This is a genomic window from Pseudoalteromonas sp. Ld20 (assembly GCF_045064175.1).
GTDB lineage: Bacteria > Pseudomonadota > Gammaproteobacteria > Enterobacterales > Alteromonadaceae > Pseudoalteromonas > Pseudoalteromonas neustonica.
In genome coordinates this window covers 66905-88507 of sequence record NZ_JBISHB010000044.1, presented here as the reverse complement: position 1 = coordinate 88507, position 21603 = coordinate 66905, and the positions used below count along the sequence as shown (strand labels likewise).

The 21603-nt window shown below is 37.0% G+C and carries 15 protein-coding genes; 13 read left to right on the top strand and 2 right to left on the bottom strand.

Features of this window, described 5'->3' with window-relative positions; all coding sequences use genetic code 11:
• Positions 1–33 precede the first annotated feature (33 nt).
• A complete protein-coding gene (locus ACJJVX_RS19485; protein WP_405633100.1) occupies positions 34–288 on the bottom strand; it encodes an MbcA/ParS/Xre antitoxin family protein in 255 nt (84 codons plus the stop codon).
• A 129-nt stretch (positions 289–417) separates the two neighbouring features.
• Between ACJJVX_RS19485 and ACJJVX_RS19480 the strand changes: the two genes are divergently transcribed.
• The 8 genes from ACJJVX_RS19480 (at position 418) to ACJJVX_RS19445 (ending at position 16408) form a co-directional block, all read left to right on the top strand.
• Positions 418–1281: a WYL domain-containing protein gene (locus ACJJVX_RS19480; RefSeq protein WP_405633097.1), complete on the top strand. Its 864-nt coding sequence runs from the start codon at positions 418–420 to the stop codon at positions 1279–1281.
• Between the two features lie 84 nt (positions 1282–1365).
• Positions 1366–3984: a type I restriction-modification system subunit M gene (locus ACJJVX_RS19475; protein ID WP_405633095.1), complete on the top strand. Its 2619-nt coding sequence runs from the start codon at positions 1366–1368 to the stop codon at positions 3982–3984.
• 1 nt (position 3985) lies between these two features.
• The gene (locus tag ACJJVX_RS19470) at positions 3986–5197 is read left to right on the top strand and encodes a restriction endonuclease subunit S (RefSeq protein ID WP_405633092.1); all 1212 of its coding nucleotides are present in this window, start codon (positions 3986–3988) and stop codon (positions 5195–5197) included.
• Positions 5198–5216: 19 nt separating this feature from the next.
• Positions 5217–9035 carry a type I restriction endonuclease subunit R, EcoR124 family gene (locus ACJJVX_RS19465; protein ID WP_405633091.1) on the top strand — a complete coding sequence of 1273 codons (3819 nt, stop codon included), beginning with the start codon at positions 5217–5219 and terminating at the stop codon, positions 9033–9035.
• An 83-nt stretch (positions 9036–9118) separates the two neighbouring features.
• Entirely contained in the window at positions 9119–12931 is a 3813-nt protein-coding gene (locus ACJJVX_RS19460) for an RNA-directed DNA polymerase (protein WP_405633088.1), read from the top strand.
• Positions 12932–13086: 155 nt separating this feature from the next.
• Complete coding sequence (locus ACJJVX_RS19455; RefSeq protein ID WP_405633086.1) at positions 13087–13449, top strand: hypothetical protein; 363 nt, start codon at positions 13087–13089, stop codon at positions 13447–13449.
• Positions 13450–13492: 43 nt separating this feature from the next.
• Complete coding sequence (locus ACJJVX_RS19450; protein WP_405633083.1) at positions 13493–14263, top strand: hypothetical protein; 771 nt, start codon at positions 13493–13495, stop codon at positions 14261–14263.
• A gap of 372 nt (positions 14264–14635) precedes the next feature.
• On the top strand, positions 14636–16408 hold the full coding sequence (locus ACJJVX_RS19445) for an EAL domain-containing protein (RefSeq protein WP_152960620.1): 1773 nt from the start codon (positions 14636–14638) through the stop codon (positions 16406–16408).
• A 48-nt stretch (positions 16409–16456) separates the two neighbouring features.
• Here the strand turns inward: ACJJVX_RS19445 and ACJJVX_RS19440 are convergent, their stop codons facing one another.
• Positions 16457–17365, bottom strand: coding sequence for a 1-aminocyclopropane-1-carboxylate deaminase/D-cysteine desulfhydrase (locus ACJJVX_RS19440; protein ID WP_169326863.1), 909 nt, complete (start codon positions 17363–17365; stop codon positions 16457–16459).
• 86 nt (positions 17366–17451) lie between these two features.
• Between ACJJVX_RS19440 and ACJJVX_RS19435 the strand changes: the two genes are divergently transcribed.
• From ACJJVX_RS19435 to mshL, 5 genes are read left to right on the top strand one after another with little or no spacing between them, the layout of a single operon-like run.
• Positions 17452–18369, top strand: coding sequence for a hypothetical protein (locus ACJJVX_RS19435; RefSeq protein ID WP_054204852.1), 918 nt, complete (start codon positions 17452–17454; stop codon positions 18367–18369).
• 4 nt (positions 18370–18373) lie between these two features.
• Positions 18374–18976 carry a PilN domain-containing protein gene (locus tag ACJJVX_RS19430; protein WP_152960621.1) on the top strand — a complete coding sequence of 201 codons (603 nt, stop codon included), beginning with the start codon at positions 18374–18376 and terminating at the stop codon, positions 18974–18976.
• Positions 18973–19659 carry a type II secretion system protein M gene (locus ACJJVX_RS19425; protein WP_054454794.1) on the top strand — a complete coding sequence of 229 codons (687 nt, stop codon included), beginning with the start codon at positions 18973–18975 and terminating at the stop codon, positions 19657–19659. Before ACJJVX_RS19430 ends, ACJJVX_RS19425 begins: the two co-directional genes overlap by 4 nt.
• Complete coding sequence (locus tag ACJJVX_RS19420; protein WP_064435812.1) at positions 19637–19960, top strand: hypothetical protein; 324 nt, start codon at positions 19637–19639, stop codon at positions 19958–19960. The genes ACJJVX_RS19425 and ACJJVX_RS19420 overlap by 23 nt, the downstream gene beginning before the upstream one ends.
• Positions 19944–21602 (top strand): pilus (MSHA type) biogenesis protein MshL, encoded by a 1659-nt coding sequence (gene mshL, locus ACJJVX_RS19415; RefSeq protein ID WP_054454796.1) that lies wholly within the window; start codon positions 19944–19946, stop codon positions 21600–21602. The genes ACJJVX_RS19420 and mshL overlap by 17 nt, the downstream gene beginning before the upstream one ends.
• The last annotated feature ends 1 nt before the right edge of the window (position 21603 follow it).

The window sequence follows — 21603 nt, the reverse complement described above, 5'->3', positions numbered from 1 at the left end:
ATCGTATGCGATTGATTGTTTTAGTTTTCATCTTTACGAAAAGTCACCCGTTCTCATGCGAACTAGCATATCCATCACTTCATCAGCATCTATGGATAATTGCTCAAACGGTGACTTACCTTGCAAAGGACGCTTGGGTTTAGTCAGCCATTCAACGCACGCCCGATCATCAAATTTAAACTGCTTCATCAGCTCTTGATAAATACCCAAATACTCAGATTTTAAAAACTCTAGCTCAGGTGAATTGATAAGTTTTTCTATCGAGGTTTTGGTGTTTTGATTAGGCATAAATTTGAGCTTTTAAATAGTGATGTTCTATATCAACACTTAAGCATAAAATCTATTTGCTGTCTAACTCATAATGAGACATACTATTTCAACTCGAATAGAAAATGTCAATAGAATCAGATTTATCGAATGGACGAATTTAGTTTTGCACAGAAGCAGCGCTTAGCTTATATCGACTTTAAGCTCTATTTTACTGGGATGGTAACTCGCAGTGAAATAGTCAGCCATTTCGAATTAGGCCTTGCCGCAGCAACCAGAGATTTAAAATTCTACAAAGACAATGCGCCTGAGAATATGGCGTATGACAACGTAGAAAAAAAATATTTCATCACAACGCAATTCAAGCCCATATTTAAACATGATGCACGCCGCACGCTTATTAAGTTAGCGAATAACATTAGCGATGGTTTTGATTCTATTGGTGATACATCATTCCCTATTGAATCACCAAGCCCTTTAAACGTGCCTGACATTGATATTATCGCTAAGTTATCTCAAGCAATTATCAACCATAAGCCTATTAGCGTTATATACACGTCTTTAAGCAGTGGTTCGGGTGCAAGAGAACTCGTGCCTCACTCAATTGTAGATAACGGCTTACGATGGCATTTAAGAGCGTATGATCGTAAATCAAAGTCATTTAGAGACTTTGTATTAACTCGAATCACTAAAGTTACCATTCAAGCACAGAAACCATCCCCTGAAGAAGATAAGTTAGAAGATCATCAGTGGATGCGTATGGTGCCATTACAAATTATTCCACATCCAAATAACGTTAAGCACCCAACTGCCATAAAACTCGACTTTGGTATGGAAAAAGGCATGTTAGAAGTTAACGTGCGTGCAGCAATGGCAGGATATTTATTAAGACGTTGGAACGTGGATTGTTCTGAAAGTGCAAGTCTTAAAGGGGCAGAATATCAGCTCTATTTGAAAAACAATCAAACACTTTACGGCGCAGAAAATCTCGCAATAGCGCCGGGTTACGTCTGAGTAAAAGCAACGAAAAATTTTGAAGCGTAAACAAACAACTAAATGTGTTTACGCTCTACTTAAGAATTAGGAACAGTTTTATATATGAATAAGCAACAACTAGCAGCCAAAATCTGGGAATCAGCCAACCAGATGCGTTCGAAAATTGAAGCGAACGACTACAAAGATTTTATTTTAGGTTTTATTTTTTATAAGTATGTAAGTGATCAGTTAGTCAGCTTTGTAAAAGAACAAGGTATGACTGAAGATGATATTAAGGCCTTAAGTGAAGACGATCCAGAAACCCTAGAATACGTGAAAAAAGAGCTAGGTTATTTTATCTCTTACGATAATTTATTTTCTACTTGGGTTGACCCAAAAGCAGATTTTGATGAATCAAACGTGCGCGATGCTCTATCTGCTTTTGCTAGGCTTATCCACCCTAATCACAAAAAATTGTTTGAAGGAATTTTCACCACTCTTGAAACAGGCCTGAGTAAGTTAGGTGAAAGTGCAGGTAAACGTACTAAAGCCATAAGTGACCTATTACACCTAATTAAAAGCATTCCTATGGATAGTAAGCTTGGCTACGATGTGTTGGGTTATATCTACGAATACTTAATTGAAAAGTTTGCCTCAAATGCAGGTAAAAAAGCAGGCGAATTTTACACGCCACACGAAGTGTCACTACTTATGTCCGAAATCACCGCTCATGAGTTAAAACATAAAGACAAAATTAAAATTTACGATCCAACTTCTGGCTCAGGTTCATTACTGATAAATATAGGTAGCTCTGTAGCTAAATACGCAAAAAGTAAAGACGATATTCAATATTTCGCGCAAGAACTAAAAGAACCTACCTACAACTTAACCCGTATGAACCTAATCATGCGTGGTATTAAACCAAACAACATCACCACCCGAAATGGTGACACCTTAGAAGATGATTGGCCATATTTTGATGAAAGCGACCCACTAGCAACTTACGAACCTTTGTATGTAGACGCGGTAGTTTCAAACCCGCCTTATTCACAAAGCTGGGATCCAAGCTTTAAAGACAGTGATCCTCGTTACTCACGTTTTGGTTTAGCGCCTAAAACCAAAGCTGATTTTGCCTTTTTATTACACGACCTATACCACCTTAAACCTGATGGTATTATGACTATTGTATTACCACACGGCGTATTATTCCGTGGCGGTGAAGAAGGCAAAATTCGAGAACAGTTAATTGAGCAAAACCACATTGATACGATTATCGGTTTACCAGCTAACATCTTTTTTGGCACGGGTATTCCAACCGTTATTATTGTGCTTAAACAGGAGCGACAAAACACCGATGTACTGATTGTTGATGCCTCTAAACACTTTGTTAAAGAAGGTAAAAATAACAAGTTACAAGCGTCTGATATCAAGCGCATTACCGATGTTGTAATTAATCGTGAAAGTAATGACAAATTCTCAAAAGTAGTAAGCAAGAAAACCATTTGTGACAACGGATATAACTTAAATATACCGCGTTATGTTGATTCTTCTGCTGAAGCAGAAAGTTGGGATTTACACGCCACCATGTTGGGCGGTATCCCTAACAGTGAAATCGATAGTCTACAAAACTATTGGCAAGCATTACCCCAACTACACGCTGCTTTATTTAAGCCTAAGTCTGCCGCTTACAGTGAGCTTAGTGTTACCAAAGAATCGGTAAACACTACTATTAGCCAACACCCGCAGGTGCTGGAGTTTATTACCACTTATAATCAAGCGTTTTCTACGATTAATGAAAAGGGCGGCTATGATGACTATTTAAATACTACCCTTATTCAAGGGTGGCAAACAGTTAACCGTAACCAAATCGAAGCAGACCTTAGTGAAGAGTTGTTCAGCCGCCTGGCACCTATTGCCCTTGTTGATAAATACCAAGCTTACCAATATCAAAATAACCAATGGCAAATCATTAGCGCTGACTTAGAAATGATGCAAACCGAAAGCTTTGCCGCCACTAAACAAGTGGATGCCAACATGGTGATAAAGAAGAAGGCAGGTAAAGATACCGAGGTGCAAGAGCCTAACACTCCTTGGAAAGGCCACATACTACCTTTTGACTTAGTACAACAGACCCACCTAAGCGAAGAATTACAAGCCTTGGCAAGACAAGAAACTCGTTTAAGCGAAATAGCCAGTGCATTGGAAGAAACTTTAGAGTCTCTAAGCGAAGAAGATAAAGGGCAAGATACTGTCAAAGAAAGCAAGGACGGTTTTGTGAATGCTGAAGTTGGTAAAGCAGCTAAAGCATTCTTAAAAGAGCAAAAAGACAGCAAAGTTAAGTTTGAACAGGAAAGCTACGAAGCAAAGATAATTTCAGCTAATAAACTAATTAACGAAGAAAAAGCAGTTAAAAAAGCAGTTAAAGAAGCAGCAATGGCCTTGCACCTTAAAACAAAAAACACCATCGAAAGTTTAACCGATGAACAAGTGAATGAGCTGCTACACCTAAAGTGGATAGAGCCACTTAGTCGAGAACTAGACGCTATACCAAGCAATCTTATTCGCCAACTTACCCTTCAAGTGCAAGCCCTTGCCGATAAGTATGCGACAACTTATTCACAAGTAGCGAGTGAAATTAAAAGCACCGAACAAGAGTTAGCCGAAATGATGGACGAACTGACGGGTAATGAGTTTGATCAGCAAGGCTTGGTAGAACTGACCAACTTGTTGAAGGGCGAATAATATGAATGTAGAAAAGAAAATTCCTGAAATACGATTTAAAGGTTTCGATGACGAATGGAAGCGTTTCACATTAGGAGAACTTGGTTCAGTTGCAACAAATAAGCGTATTTTTATTCATGAAACTTCGTTAATCGGCGATGTACCTTTTTATAAGATTGGTACTTTTGGCAGGGAGCCAAAACTGTTTATCTCTCAAGAACTTTTTGATAATTATAAAAAGCGATATCCGTTTCCTGAAAAAGGAGACCTATTATTTTCAGTGATAGGTAGCATAGGTAGAGTTGTCGAATATACGGGTGAAGACGAATATTTTCAAGATTCAAATGTTGTATGGCTTAAGCATGATGGCGCTATTGTAAATTCATTTTTAAAACAATTTTATTCTATCGTGGAATGGGAAGGGATAGAAGGAAGCACAATTAAGCACCTATATAACCGAACTATCCTAGGGACAAAAATTCAGAAGCCTTCCAAAGAAGAACAAACCCAAATAGGCAACACCTTCCAAAAGCTCGACAGCCTAATTAACCAACATCAACAAAAGCATGACAAGCTCAGCAACATTAAAAAAGCGATGCTGGAAAAAATGTTCCCTAAACAAGGCGAAACGATTCCGGAAATTCGTTTTAAAGGCTTTAGTGGAGAGTGGGTGGAAAGCTCATTAGCGGAAGAGGCCGTTGTAAATACAGGTTACCCCTTCGATAGTGCTGATTTTTCTGAAGATGGTGACTTATTAGTTATTACAAACGGTAATATTCAAAACAATTCCTCGGCTGTTGCCGGAAAAGTGGGTAACAGAATATCGAGCGATAAAGTTCCATCCTTAATCCAATACAAGCTCAATCTTGGAGACATTTTAGTCACCATGGATGGTTCTGTTGGGCGAACAGCTAAAGTTATAGAACGAAACCAAATACTTGCTCAACGGGTTGGGCGTTTAGTTGCTAAAAAGAATACCGAATTTCTCTATCAGTCATTAAATACAGGCGATTTCTTAGAAACTATGACCACCATCTCACACGGTGGAACAATCAAACATATCTCTCTATCAGAAATCGGTAGCTATATCTTGCAGGTTCCAAAAGATATAGATGAGCAAGCTAAAATTGGTAGCTATCTCAAACAACTAGATACCCTTATCAATCAACAGAAACAACAAATTACCAAACTGAATAACGTCAAGCAGGCCTGCTTGAAAAAAATGTTTGTTTAGCAGGGAGCAGTAAAAAAACATGATCACGTTTAAAACCGAAGCACAATTTGAACAGGCTTTTATTGAAATTCTTAGGCAAAAGGGCTGGGGTGAGTATCCTGTTCTAAAAAACAAAACTGAGGCTGATTTACTTCAAAACTGGGCGACCATTTTATTTGAAAATAATCGCCAACGTGACCGTTTAAATGATGTACCGCTTACGATGAGCGAAATGCAGAAAATTATTGAGCAAATAAAAGAGCTGAAAACGCCGCTCAAGCTCAATGGTTTAATTAATGGTAAAACGGTCGCTATTAAACGTGATAACCCTGCCGATCCTGACCACTTAGGTAAAGAAGTCAGCTTAAAAATATATGACCGCCAAGAAATAGCAGCAGGCCAAAGCCGCTATCAAATAGTGCAGCAACCTAAGTTTGAACGTGGTAGTCCACTTCGTAACGACAGGCGTGGCGATGTATTGTTATTGATTAACGGTATGCCGGTGATTCATGTTGAGCTTAAGCGTAGCGGTGTGCCGGTAAGCCAAGCGGTAAATCAAATTGAAAAATACAGCAAAGAAGGCATTTTTAGCGGTCTGTTTTCACTTATTCAAGTGTTTGTGGCGATGGAACCAAACGAAGCCAAATACTTTGCTAACCCGGGACTAGACGGTAAGTTTAACCCTGATTATCAATTTAACTGGGCTGATTTTATGAACGAGCCCAAAAACAACTGGAAAGATGTTACATCTGATCTGTTGTCGATTCCTATGGCACATGAATTAATAGGCTTTTATACCGTGGCCGATGATACTGATGGCGTGCTAAAGGTAATGCGCAGTTACCAAATAGCAGCCGCCAAAGCTATCTCCGATAAAGTGGCTAAAACAAAATGGAAGCAAATAGGCTCTAATAGTGACCGATTAGGCGGTTTTGTATGGCATACCACGGGTTCAGGTAAAACCATGACCAGCTTTAAATCAGCCCAACTCATTGCACAGTCTAAAGACGCTGATAAAGTTCTGTTTTTAATGGACAGGATTGAGCTAGGTACCCAGTCGCTAGAAGAGTATCGCAACTTTGCTGGTGATGGTGAAGAGGTGCAAGCTACTGAAAATACAGATGTATTAGTGACTAAACTAAAAAGCTCTAAACCATCTGATACCTTAATTGTTAGCTCGATTCAAAAAGTAAGTAACATTTCTGACGCCGTTGATGATGAGGGCACAGTTACTAACTCAGCAGATCTTGAAATAATGCGTGCAAAACGCATTGTATTCATTATTGATGAAGCGCATCGCTCTACCATGAGTGCGGGTAAAGAAGATAACGAAGGTATGTTAATTAGGATTAAAAAGACATTTCCTAACGCTTTATTTTTTGGCTTTACTGGCACACCAATTCATGATGAAAACCAAGTCAATAAAAACACTACCGCAGATGTTTTTGGTGACGAGCTACATCGTTATAGCATTGCTGATGGAATTCGCGATGGCAACGTATTAGGTTTTGACCCTTATAAAGTGCCAACCTTTAAAGATAGTGACTTAAGAAAAGCGGTTGCTTTAGCACAAGCTAAAGCTGCCTCGGAAGATGAGGTTTGGGCTGTTCCTGCAAAAACAAAAAAGTTTAACGAATTTATCAATGACGTGCCTATGGCTGGCTTCAAAGACGCCATGGGTAAATATCATAAAGGCATTGAAGACTATATTCCTAAAAGCCAATATTTAACTGATGCCCACCAAGAAAAAGTGGTGAGTGATATTTTAGAACAATGGGGTGTACTCAGCCAAGGTAATAAATTTCACGCGATTTTAGCCACTAACAGTATTAGTGAGGCGATTGATTACTACCGTAGGCTGAAGGTAGCGAAGCCCGAACTGAAAGTATCAGCTTTATTTGACCCTAATATTGATAATGATGGTGGAAACGATCGCAGCCCAACGTTTAAAGGTGATGGCCTAGACGAAATAATGGCCGACTATAATGAACGTTACGGGAAGAAGTTTGACTTTGCTCGCCATGCAGCCTTTAAAAAGGATTTAGCCGCACGCCTTGCTCATAAAAAGCCTTACGAACGTATTCATACTGAGCCTGAACAGCAATTGGATTTGCTGATAGTAGTCAACCAAATGCTAACCGGTTTTGACTCCAAGTGGCTCAATACCTTGTATTTGGACAAGGTAATGGAATACCAAAATATTATTCAAGCATTTTCACGTACCAACCGCTTATTTGGCCCCGATAAGCCACATGGCATTATTCGTTATTACCGCTACCCACACACTATGGAACAGCACATAAATGATGCTGTAAAACTCTATTCTGGTGACCGACCTATTGGTTTATTTGTAGACCGTATAGAAAGCAATCTTGAAGCCATGAATGATTTATCGGCTGACATTGCTGAGCTGTTTGAAAGTACTGGTATTGAAAACTTCGAACAATTACCTGAAGACACAGCAGCTTGTGCTAAATTTGCCAAATTATTCAAAACATTTAACCAACACTTAGAGTCGGCAAAGGTGCAAGGTTTGCGCTGGGATAAGCTGACATATCCATGTGGTGAAAATAATGAACGCGAGGTAACGCTTGCACTAAATGAGCAAACATACATTAGCCTTGTACAACGTTACAAAGAGTTAGCAAGTAAAGCAGAAAATGTTAGCACTGGTGGAGCTGAAGTTGCCTTTGATATTAGTGGCTATTTGACCGAGTTTTATACCGGTAAAATTGATGCCGACTACATGAATAGTCGCTTTGATAAATATTTAAAAGAATTAGACCAAGGTTACGATAAAGCCTCTACTGAACTTACACTTAACGAGTTGCATAAATCATTTTCATCACTTACTCAAAGCGAGCAAAAATACGCTAAATTGTTTTTACATGATTTACAGCGTGGTGATGCGCAGTTATCTGAAGAAAAAAGCTTTAGAGACTATATTAATGATTACCAAGACAATGCGGAAAATGCTCGAATTAACGCTGTTGTGGAAGTGCTTGGGCTTGATAAAGAGTTGCTTATAGAGTTAATTAAAAGCGATATTAACGAGAAAAACATCGGTGACTTTGGGCGATTCAATGCGCTTAAAAATAGTGTAGATAAAGCAAAAGCTAAAGCTTATTTTGAAGAGAAAGACGGCAGCACAATTCCTCCATTTAAACTAAACATCCGTATAGATAAGTTTCTAGAGCAATTTATTCTTGAACAATCTGAAGAATTATTTAGTGATGTATCAGCTGAGTTAATTGACGAAACTCAGACAACGCTTCCATCTCCTTTGGTGCTTGGTGATAAGAAGTTATATCGGGCATCTCAAATTTCAAAGCTTGAAAATACTGAAGAAGTTGGATCGGTTATTTTAAAAACGGACTTACCATATGAAGATAACCCAGCTTCATTGATGAGCAGTGGCTATTATGCCGAACTAAGAGAACTAGGTATTGTTTCAAATAGCGTATTAGATACCACTATCATTGCTTTAATTGAACTTGAACAAATAACCAAAGAATTAGACATCCCTTTATACCAAGATGGCCAAAGTGGCATTGTTTGGGCTTTAAAAGAGACTAGCGAAGGTAGCCGGCTTGATGAGTTTGTAGCCTATGCCGTTCAAATTGCAGGAGATGAAGGCTTTAGAACTTACGTTGAAAGTGCCATTTATGATGTAGGGAAAATGGCTTTTGGTGCTGCTTTCATTTCATTACCTAAGCTTTTAGCAGAAAAACTCAAAAAGAAACGAAAAGAAGTTAAAGAAAATAATGCTGAAAAAGATCAAATTGAAAATTCACCAAATGTTGTTGATTTTCGGTTAGCCTCTAGGTTAGTGGACAAGCAAAAAAAGCATAACGATTAATAAACTGGTGGCTTGAAGCAACTACGTATTTGATTTTTTACATCAGGATTAGTAGAAAAATAACGAATTAACTTAGGATATTTATGGGATTATTAGATAAAAAATATCGAGTCTTAAAACCTACAGACTCGTATTTATGCGACAAAATTGTTTTAGCGCAGGCATGGAAGAAAGCGCAAAGTTATATTCGTTCTACAAACTGGTATGCAAATACTTTTGAGTTAGATCAATCGACTTTATCACTCTCCTCTAATTTGGAACGCTGGAAAAAGGAACTAGAGTCGACAAGTTATAATTTGACCCCTTTAAGGCTAGTACCAGCGCCAAAATCTACCAAATGGGAGTTTGTTGAATCTATACTTTTTCCACCAGTTAATGAACCTACAAAAATATTAGGACAAGCAGAAGCTGTAGAAGGATTAAATCAAACTTGGCAACCGATAGGAATAAAAAAGGACGAAAGTGAAGAAATAGAGCGAACTGTTCCTCCCCTTAGACCTCTCGCACATGTTCCAATTAAAGAGCAAACATTATTTACAGCATTAATGATGTGTCTAGCAAATCAAGTTGAAACAATGCAAGGTGACACTTCAACGAAATTAGATGATGTTCATGAAAGAAGAATAGTTAATTATGGTAATCGATTATTTTGTCGTTTTATAAACGAACAAGCTGTTTTCCCATGGGGAAATAGCACCATATATAGTAAGTATTTTACTGATTACCAGAGGTTCTTAGAGCGCCCTTACTATTTTGCAAAGCAGGCTATCGAATCAAAAGTAGATAAAGAAAACGTTTTTGAAGTTCATTTGGATCTAAAAAGTTTTTATGACTACATTGATCGTGAAAAACTAACAGAGAGAATAACTAAACTTATAGAGGATTTTGATAAGGAAAAATCTCCAATACTTAGTTATTTACTTAGTTCTTTTGAACGTTGGTCATGGGACTCAAATTCTTCAAAGTTATATGAAGATGTTTGCCAAAAAGATCAAGAGACCATTCCAATGGGTATTCCACAAGGTTTAGTGTCCGGAGGTTTTTTTGCCAATATTTATTTATTAGACTTTGATGAAAAGTTTGCAGACTTAATTGGTAGTACAATTGCCGATAAATACCGATTAGTTGATTACAGTCGCTACGTTGATGATATGCGTTTGGTAATAGTTTCTGAAACCAATGAAAGCCAGTCAATTAAAGACGAACTAGAGTCTTTTATTGATAATGAGCTGAAAGAACTAGGGTTGAAGCTAAATAAAAAGAAAACTAAAGTTGAACCCTTTCAATTAAAAAGAACAGGTATATCCCAAAAGTTAAAAACCATTCAAGGGAAAGTAAGCGGTCCAATTTCTAACAGTGAAGTAGATGAACAGTTAGGTCATTTAGAAGGATTAATTAATTTAGCTGATTATATTCGTGCTGTGCCAACCAACTTATTAAGTACAAACCCTCTCGCTCTTATTGAAGCTCCAAATCATGATGTAAGAGAAGACACATTGGTTAGGTTTGCTGCTAATAAAATTCATAATTTACTAAAACAGAAACGAAGCTTTTATACTCAAGAGTTAAATGAAAAAAGTGAATTGGTTCCTGGTAGTTGGGATTTTTTACAAGAAAGAATGGCACGAAAGTTCATTGCTTGTTGGACTAAAGATCCATCTTTAGTTCTATTACTCAAAAAAGGTTTAGAGCTTTATCCTGATGTGAAAATCATCAAGGCTTTGATTTCACAGTTTAATTTTGTAAGGAATAGAAAGGATTGCAGGCAGTCTTTTGTCATGGAGTATTGTTTAGGCGAAGTGTTTAGGCATAGTGCTACAGTTATCCATAGTAAATCAAAATGGTCTTTTCCTGCTCATTCAAATCATCAGGATTTTTTCGAATATCTCCAATGCTTAGCCGTTGATATTCTCCAAGGGGTTGGAAGTTATTCTGAAGGAGTAAAGGAGCAGGCTCGCTTCTTACTACTAGTTAGAAACGATAGTTTACTGTCATATGAAGATAAGGATGATCAGGACTTCAATATTGTATCTAAGATGATCAAAGGTCATAGAACTATAGCGAATGACATGAACCATGAAGAGTATATTTCGAATGCTCTTATTGCGCATCAACTTTCAAAGAGTAATGAAAATGTTATTAGATCTCTATCGAACTTCTTAGAAAAAATCGGTAAAAAAGGAGCTATTAAAAAAGGTGTCAAACAATTAAATAAGCGAAATATTACAGACTTAATGACTGAAATTGCTAGGGAGTCACCATCCTTATTTTCAGACTTAATCGAGTATAGTAATAAAAATGACTTTAGTTGGCATAAGGCTGATAATTCAATCTGCAAGCAAGCAGGCCTATACCAAAAAGAAGTTCTAGTTAGTAACAAAACCCCTGACAGACTATACCCAATAATGGGGGTGATCAAGCATAACTCGAACCCATTTAAGCATGAAAACGCTGTTCTGTTACTAATCCATGAATGCCTAAAAGGTTTTGATTTTGAAAAGCCGATAGACTTAATTAACTCTCAGGTAAAATGTTCAAACTGGTCCTCAATTCAAAGCCTAGCATCAGAAATACGGCTAGAAGTGAATATTATCAGTGATGAATTTCCACTGTTTGAAGCTCCTGATTGGGTCTCAAAAGAGCATAAACCTTTATATCATATCGGTATGTTTATTCGTAATTGTCTAACTGGCTCATTAGATTGGTCACTGGGTAATTCATATAGCAATAAGCAAGGGCAATATAGTGGTATTAAGTCAGGGTATTTAAAACGCCAGTTCGGAATGATGCATTCTCCTGAAAGTATTAATGGTGAAGTCGCACCTATGAGCAGCTGGTTATCTGGTTTACTATTTAACCTACTTCAATGGCCAGGCTTAGAGGTATTTGATAAAGAGCGTATATGGCCGACTAATTGGGACTTAACTTCCCTTAAAAAGTTAATTGAAGCTAGAATTGAGCAACAAAAAGATATGTTCTGCCAACTATCAGGCATCCCAGGTTACGTAGAAAAAATAAACCTTGGATGGGACAAGAACAAACAAGATCTTGATGTTGTGATGGTGCAGTCGCTTTTGCCTCAGAAGTCCGATTTTGTTGAACACGGTTTACATTTAGATACAGAGGAGTACCGTGTTAAGCATAGACGCCATGTAGCATCGGTCGCAGAGTTAATTTTGCACAAAAAATATAGCCATGAATCTCTAAATAATGATACTTCAGGAAAGATAGACTTAATTGTTTGGCCTGAACTAGCAGTAAATACTGAAGATATTGATATTTTGAAAAGACTCTCTGATAAAACTGGGGCAATAATATTTACAGGATTAAATTTTACTAATATTCCTAATGTAGACGGGCCGAATAACGTAGCTAAATGGATAATTCCTAATAAACTAGCCAGTGGTAGATCGTTTATAGAAAGGCTTCAAGGGAAGTATCATATGATGAAGGACGAGGTAAAACATATAAAACCTTGGAGACCTTATCAGCTATTTATTGAATTACTTCACCCTGCATTTGAAAATGAAGATGGGTTCCGATTAACAGGCTCTATTTGCTTTGATTCAACTGACATTGCAATGAGTGCTGATTTAAAGAACAAGTCTAACGCTTATTTAATTCCAGCATTAAACATGGATGTTAGTACCTTTGATTCTATGGTTGATGCTCTTTTTTATCATATGTACCAACATGTGATTTTGGTTAACACAGGTGAATTTGGTGGTTCTGTCGCTAAAGCACCATATAAAGAGAGACATGAAAAGCTAATTACTCATGTCCACGGAGCTCAGCAAGTTTCTATTTCAAGCTTTAAAATGAATATGTTTGATTTTAGAAATGGGGGAGCCTCTTTTAAGAGTGGGAAGAAAGTTAAAACTAAACCTGCTGGATGATAAAGAAGTATATTAAACTACTTTTATATATGCATATAAGGCTGTAATGGCGGCCTGTGACCACAAAAACGAAGCGAAAGCCCATTATTAAAATTTAAAAGACTTCTTAAGTAACGAATATGCTGTGGATGCTTCGGTACTTATGGAGACTTTTAGTGCCTGAAGAAAAATCACAATATGAAAAAATACTTAAACGACAAGCTCGCCGTTTAGCTAATTTTACTGAATGTAAATTGAATCAGGCACAGAGAACCATTGCGATTGATTTCTACGGGTATAAGTCCTTAAAGGACTTAAAATTGAGCTTGGAAAATGGCGCAGCTCAACGAGATACAATAAACCTATTAGAATTCTCTTCATCGCCAGAGTGTTTAATTAGCCTTCAGCGTAATTGGGAAAAAATTAATGATGCCTTAGATAAAGTTGAGTACCTCGAAAGTTTTGATCGTACAGAGGTCATAGCTTGTATCTTAAATATGCCTAAAAACGAATTTGAAAGTGCCATCAATCAAAATTAAATAATCAAAAGTATTTTCTTCCAAAAAGATATAGAATCAAAACTTGGCTGTCGGGCAGCCTGCGCCTACTTTAAACAGCGGCAAAGTCGATGCACCCGAACAATTTATAATATTTAATTCAAATAAGCGTTTAGTAGGCCTTATTTGTTTGAGGATTATTATGAATTGCCCTATCTGTAATAGCAGTGATACGCCGAATTTCATTAAAGAAAACTTCAAATACATATTTGAAAGTTCAACTTCTAATTTTTTAAGTAGTAACCAAGAATTCGATAGTGAGTTAATATTTGATTCAAGGTTGGATGATTTAATTAGTTATCTGAATAAGTTTGGCTTTTCCTATCGAGATGAATCAATTAAAGATATTTCAATATATGCTGAGCTTTGTAGCTCTTGCGTTGTGGATGCTATTTCAGCTTTAGAGGATAACCCAGAGCAATCTAGACGTAAGATTAAGTCTTCCCATAATTATGAAACAGTTCCTATTCATCATTTTTCGTTGTCATACTTGAATATAAAAAGCCAATTAGATACTTTAAGGGCTAATGCATTATTAGAGTCATATGATTTCAGCCATTGCAGTACTGTGAATGAACTATTAAATGATACAGACATTAGTATTAAAGACTTCAACACATTAGTGGAAGATTACTTTAAAATTGATGTTGAGTTATTTGCAGAACTGCCCAAAGTGGATTTTTATGATGAGCTAATCAGAAGAATGAAAGATTCTGAAGTAGGTATAAAGTATAAGGAGCAACGACCTTTATACTATGGATATGATGCTTGTGAATTAGCAAATGCTACATGGTAATAGGTCTGTTTTTACTAAAAAGCATCATTAAATATAGTATATTTAACGGAAATCGTTACATACATATTATTTTTTATTGTTTTTTTTGTAATTATTTTCATATAAAACAGCATTCTACATTAAAGTTTACACTTTTATTTTATGTTTCTAGTAAGGGAAACCGTTCTAAATCATGGTTAACTTGAAAAGTTTTATTGAAAGCCGCTATTAAGCGGCTTTTTTTGTTTTATTAGAAAGTAGTCATACCGTATGAGCTCCGCTTTGCGTAAACCCAAATACATGACTGTGGTTTAACCCCGCAATATAAACCTGCCACAGTATCTGCTAGGAAATTTCTTTAAATCCAGCTGTAGCCTTGTGTTAATAAGGATCTTGAACAACACTTTAGCTATTAAAAATAATAGCGAAATAATAAAAGTGATTGAATCGAGGAATGCACAAATGCGTATGCTGAGCATCTATGTGATTGCTTTTACGCTGTTACTTGGCATATTTAATATTATGCTAGGGGAAGTTTTACATCAAAAAGTTCACCACACAGGTGGGCAGTTGGCAAAGCAAGTTTATGATTTAAAAATAGATGTTATTACTGAACGAGATGTAATAGCAGCGCTTGCTGAAAATCATGGGTTTATGCTCGAACCACACGAGGCACCACTGCACTTTTCTGCATTCATGGCAGAGGAAAGCGAGGTGTTCAGTTATAAATCAGTGAGCTTAAAGCTATACCATTGGCCTTCATGGATTGTTGAAAGTTATTTATTTATCTTATTGAATCTAATATTAATAGGAGTCGCTGTATGGAGTTATCGCTGGTGGTGTGTTTTATTTAAAAGTAAGCTTAAGCCTGTTTTGAGTGCACCTCAAGATGATTTACCATTTACATTAGCTAAGTCTGTTGAAGATAAAATTGAAGAACCGCATATAGATAAAAGTAATCAAGAGCTTAAACAACTTCCGCCAGAGAACGCGCTCACGACCTTGTATGCTATACAGAATAATTATAATCATCTTTTTGCGTTATTTTACTGTGGTCAGCCATTTCCACATAATATTGATTTAGAAAACCACTTTAAGCTCGTTATTGTAAAAGGCTTTAAAGAACTGTCTAAAATTTCAGTAAAACTTCTGCCTTCAGGCGGTTTGGCTATTACCTTAGAGAATATTTCCCAGACAGATGTTGATAATTATATGAAGCGCTTACATCAAATAATATTCCAAGCTGCGCTGGTATACCGTGGTGACTTGTCCCGTAAAGATGTAAAAGTAGGTGTGTGTAATTACCGTGATGGTGCTGATCAAACGATTGTTTATCAATTAACTAAATCTGCATTAGTGCAGGCTAAACAAAGTGCGTGGCAGCATATTCAACGAATTCCATTTAATTATACTCGTTCAATCGAGTTAGCTGAAGGTGCGGATACATTACCTGATTACATAACGAAGAAAAAGTTTATGTTGTTTTTTCAACCTTTGTTTGATTTGGCAACAGGCGAAATGTTACAGCATGAGGCTTTAATACGCATTAGACATAAGTCTTTAGGAATGCTATCTGCTCGACAGTTTATCCCACAGTTAACGAATGAGACAGCGATAGTGCAATTGGATCAGGCGGTTGTTGAGCAGGTAATTAAATTATTAGAAGCTGAGCCTAGCTCGTTAACGGTGAGTATTAACGTGCACCCACTTAATTGGTTTAGTCGTCAATTTTGGTTATGGTTTGATAAAAAAATGCGTAGCTTTAAAGGCTCGAATAAGCTTCAATTCGAGATTTTAGAAGATGATTTTTACCAACATCTCCCTAAACTAACGTCTGCATTGAGCGCTATTAAAGCCATCAGTGGTACTGTATTAATTGATAATGTGACCACCAGTAATAAAATAGGTTTACTGGAGCCTTATAAAATAGTGAAAGGCTTAAAGCTTAGTTTTGAGCTGATCCATAATATAGATAGTAATCTAAAACAGCAAAAAGCTGTTCGCCAAATTGTTTTGCAAAGTACACGTATTAATCTACCCGTATATGGAGTGGGAGTTGAGACACAATTGGAGCTCAATACATTAAAAAAATTAGGCGTAGTGGCGGCGCAAGGCTTTTATTTTACTGAACCACTGCAAGAATTTAATCAAGTAACATCTAGTTAGGTGTTACTTATAGAACACCCTTAAAAGTACATCAATTCGAAAAATGATTTAAATGAGTTTTCGATAGCGCAAACCGTTTAACCCCTGAAGTCCACCAGTATGTATAGCAATAATTCGACTGCCTGCGGGGAAAAAATCTTGTTCTATTAATTGCCAAAGCGCATACATCATTTTACCTGAGTAAATTGGTTCTAAAGGTAGCTGATACCGCACTTGCATCGCCTGGCAAAACTGCCAAAGTTCAGGCGTGAATTTTCCATAACCACCACCATGAAACTCAGTTAGTAATTGCCAGTTATTTTGTTCTCGTGCGGCTTGGCTGAGTATTTTTATCTCATTTATTAAATATTCCGCTTGTTTTAGCACCGCAATACCTAATACTTTAGTGGTTTTATTACTGCCTTCAATGAGCCCCGCTAGAGTGCCGCCACTGCCCGTAGGGCAAATAATATAGTCGGCCACTGGTAGGGATTGTGCCAATTCTTTTCCTCCTTGAAGGGCTGCTTTGTTTGTTCCTCCTTCCGGTAGGATGTAGGCGTTTGGGAACTGTTTTTGAAGTTGGGTAATATAATCTGTGTTATTACGCTCTTTATATTCTAAGCGGGTAACTGCATGTAATTGCATGCCGCAGTGTTGAGCAAACTGCAATGTAGGGTTATTTAGATCGAGTTCAGGACCACGAATAATTCCGCGTGTCTTAAAGTTTAGAAGCTTCCCAGCTGCTGCGCATGCATGGATATGATTTGAGAAAGCCCCTCCAAATGTAAGTAATTCGTTTTTCTTTTGAGCCTGCATAGCAGATAAATTATATTTTAATTTACGCCATTTATTGCCATTTATAGAATGGTGCAGCAGATCGTCACGCTTAATACTTAAAAATAAATTTCTTTTTTTTAAGTTATCTCCATCTATTTGTTTTAACGGTGAGTTTTCATTTATCGTGCTGAGTTTTAACATTATTGCCTCTTTATTTCTTTGCAATACTTGCGACCTAGGAAATATATACAATACTTAGAAAATCGTACTAATATTTAAGTAGCTATATGAAAAAAAGGCTTTTTTCATTATTTCCATGGTTGCAGCAAGGGATAGATCCTAACTGCATAATAGGTGTTGCTACATATGCTAAAACCGTGAATGCAGTTTGTTTGAAGCAAATACAAGGCTTGTGGCAAATTGAGAAAACACATACAGAATACGTGACAGACCTTCGTGATTATACAACGGCGATTACTACCTGTACAAACGAAGTAAGTCGCCAAACATGTGCTGTTAATTTAGTAGTACCACATTATTTTTATCAAATCTTGCAGATGGAAAAGCCTAACCTGACAGATGAAGAGATTATTCAGTCACTGCCGTGGACGAGTAAAGATCTAGTTAATATCGCCCCAGAAAATATTGTCGCCGATTTTATTGATTATCCAATTGCTTTACCGATGCAAAGTAAAAAAATGAATGTGTTTATAACTGATAAGCAGCAAATAATACCGCTTATCAATTGTTTTATAGATACAGACGCCGTATTACGTTCGCTCACTTCTGAAGAAATGGTACTGCTTGCTTTATTTGGTAAAAACAAAGATGCACATATGTTGGTGGTTCAACACGCAGATACTGAACCAAGAATACTCATTGTACGAGATGGTCAGTTAGTTTTGGTTAGGCGCTTAAATGGCTTTATTGGTATTACAGATAAAGATAGTGCAGTTGTTGATGCATTAGCTTTAGAAATACAGCGTTCAATGGATTTCTTTGAATCGCAATTAAAACAACCTCCGATCCGTAGTGTGCAATTACAGTGTGACAGTTTGTCTTCATTAGCGGTGCGTGCAGAGCTTGCTGAGTTATTACAAACTAAAGTCGTCGACTTTCAACCTAATTCAGATATGGCTAAAGGTGTTGAAAAGCAGTTCTATTATGCTTTAGGTGCGGCTCTATTGATGACTAATAAGGATTAATCAGGTGAAGAATAGGATTAATTTTTATCATAAATCATTAAGAAAGCGTCGTGACTTGATGCCACTCCAAGGTGTTTTAGTTATATGGACTATTGTTGCTTTTATAGTGACAGCTAGTTGGGGAGGCTTCACATTACAAACACAACATAATAAAACTGAAAAAGATGGAAGCCAGCAACGATTAGATAGTCTGTATGTAGAGCTTGAGGCAATAAAAATTAAGCTGGCAGAAAAACAAAATAAAGACCGGTTAGTTACAAAGTTAAAGTTAATCGAGCAAGAAATAGCTCATAAGCAGCAAATATTCAGTTATTTAAAAGTAGTTAACGAATTATCGGGCACTGATTATAGCCGAATAATGATTGATTTAGCGCGTCACCATGAGCCGAGCATTTGGTTAACTGAACTGATATTTGCAGGGAAAAAAATTACCCTCAAAGGACAAACCTCCGAATCAAGTCAACTACCTATTTGGCTAAGTAATTTAAAGCAATCACCTTACTTTGCAGGGAAAGAATTCTCAGTATTGGAGTTTAATAAAAAAGAGGATGGCATTAATGAATTTAATGTTTCATCTGAGTTAGTTGTTAAAGGGAATTCGCTATGAAGACGAATAGTAAAAAAAGTCTACGTAGTTGGCCTTTATGGGTGAAATATCAAACACGATTTGAAGCACTACAGTTACGCGAAAAATATGCCGTATTAGCTGTTGGTTTATTTTTGATTATTTATTTAGGTTGTTGGTTTTTAGTGCTTCCACAGCAAGAGTCGGCAAAATTACAGCAAGACTCGTTAAAGGCCATTAAGGTTGAGTTACAGCAGTCTCAAGTTCAGTTTGCAATGTTAGAGGAGGCGTTAAATACCGACTATACAAAAGCGCTTCGTCAACAAATAATCAATGCAGAACAAGCATTAATAGATACTGATGAGAGGTTGAGTGCGTTTAGCCAAGGCTTTGTAGCTGCTGAGAGTGTGCCTGACATGTTAAGAGGATTATTAAAAAGTCATCCGAATGTCAAAGTATTGAGCTTTAAAGTGCTACCGGCAAAAGGGATTGATGTTGCAAAGCTAGGTGAGCAAGATGCGCAAGTTTTATTTTTTGAACATCAAATGATTTTGACGTTAGAGGGCGAGTACTTTGGCCTGCAAAACTATCTTGAATCACTTAAAAAAAACCAAGAAAAGTTGTTGATCCAAGAGTTTAATTATCAAGTGACAGTATATCCAAATGCTCAATTAACCATACAGTTAGCAACGGTAAGCGCGAATGAAAAATTTCTTTCACTGTAGTTTATGGCTGATATCAATATGCGCCAGTGTAGCTGCGGTTGCACAAACTTTAAAAGATCCGACTAGACCGCAAACCATTACAACAAAGGGAAGCGGGAATGTGTTGACTGGAAATTTGATATTGCAGTCAATAATAAAGAAACAGCAAGGGTATAAAGCAATTATTTCTGGGCAATTATATGCCATTGGCGATCAGATAGATGGCTACAAAGTGCTAGCAATAAACTCTAAAAGAGTCGTACTAGCGAATGATAACAAGCAAATAAAATTAGATTTATATGACTATGACATTAAAAATTAATTTTCCCCACAAGTTGGCTGTTTTATTGCTGTTACCTATTATTTTAAATGGTTGTCACAGCTTTTCACCAGGTAAAGGGATCAAGCCTCATATCGAGCAAGAGTTAAAAGCACTTCCAAATAATACGCCTACAGTTGCACCGTTAAATGTACCTGAGGAGCTAGCTCAAAGCCTATTATCTTCAGTGGGCCCTCAGCAGAGTTTAAATAACGAGCTTTCGGTGAAGCGTTTTGAAGTATCTGCTAATAATGTTGATATACGAGCCTTTTTTGCAGGTCTTACGGACGATACACCTTACAGTGTTGCAGTACACCCAGAGGTAAGTGGAACAATTAGCTTAACCTTAAAAAGCGTAACATTTGATGAGGTTATTACCGTTATTAAACGAATGTATCCGCTTGATATTATTAACGAAGGGCGAATTGTACAGGTACTTCCCGCAAAAATGCGTACAGAAACTATTCCTGTTAATTATTTAATGATGAAGCGAAGTGGCCAATCTACAGTCAGTGTTGTTGCTGGTGGTGTGAGTCAAATGGCGGGAAATAGTAGCTCAAGATCAAGTAACAACTCAAGTGATAGTGACCAGCAAAATGGCCAATCCAGCAATAATCAGAATATTGAATTGAATGGTTCTCGTATACAAACCACAAATCAAAATGATTTTTGGAAAGACTTAGAGATCGCTTTAAAAACACTGGTTGGTACTGGAGAGGGGCGTTATGTTATTGCCAGCCCTCAGGCAAGTTTAGTGACTGTAAATGCTTTGCCAAGTGAAATTATGCAATTGAAAGATTTTTTACGCCAAAGCCAAGAAAACTTGCAACGACAAGTTATTTTAGAAGCGAAGATTGTCGAAGTAACTTTGAAAGATGAGTATCAACAGGGGGTTAATTGGAATGAAATTGCAAGCTCTATAGGTAGTACGAGTTTGTCATTTGCAACAACGGCCGCAGGGCAAATTAGTAACAGCATTTCAGCCACGCTTGGTGGCGTTTCAAATTTAGTTATCAATAATGCTGATTTTACAGGTGTGATTAGCTTATTAGAAACCCAAGGCGATGTACAAATGCTATCAAACCCAAGGGTAACAGCAACTAATAATCAAAAAGCAGTAATTAAAGTCGGTCAGGATGAGTACTTTGTTACTAATGTTTCAAGTACGACGGTTACAGGTAATGCAACAACAACAACACCAGAAATTGATTTAACACCATTTTTCTCAGGGATTGCATTAGATGTTACACCACAGATTGATAAATACGGCTCAGTCATTTTACATGTTCATCCGTCTGTAACACAAACAGAGGAACAGCAAAAAGTAATTACTTTGAATAATGACGAATTTATCCTACCGCTGGCGCAAAGTAATATTCGTGAATCTGATACGGTGATCCGTGCTCAAAGTGGTGAAATTGTGGTGATCGGTGGTTTAATGCAAACGATCACAACGGATGAAGAATCAAAAACACCGCTACTAGGCGACATACCATTATTTGGTAATCTTTTTAGAAGTGTGCGTAAGCGTCAAGAGAAGAAAGAGCTAGTTATTTTATTAAAGCCAACTGTTGTAATGCCTGATACGTGGAAGAAGCAACAAGCTCGCAGTCGCCAATTACTTAATACTTGGTATGAGAATTAAT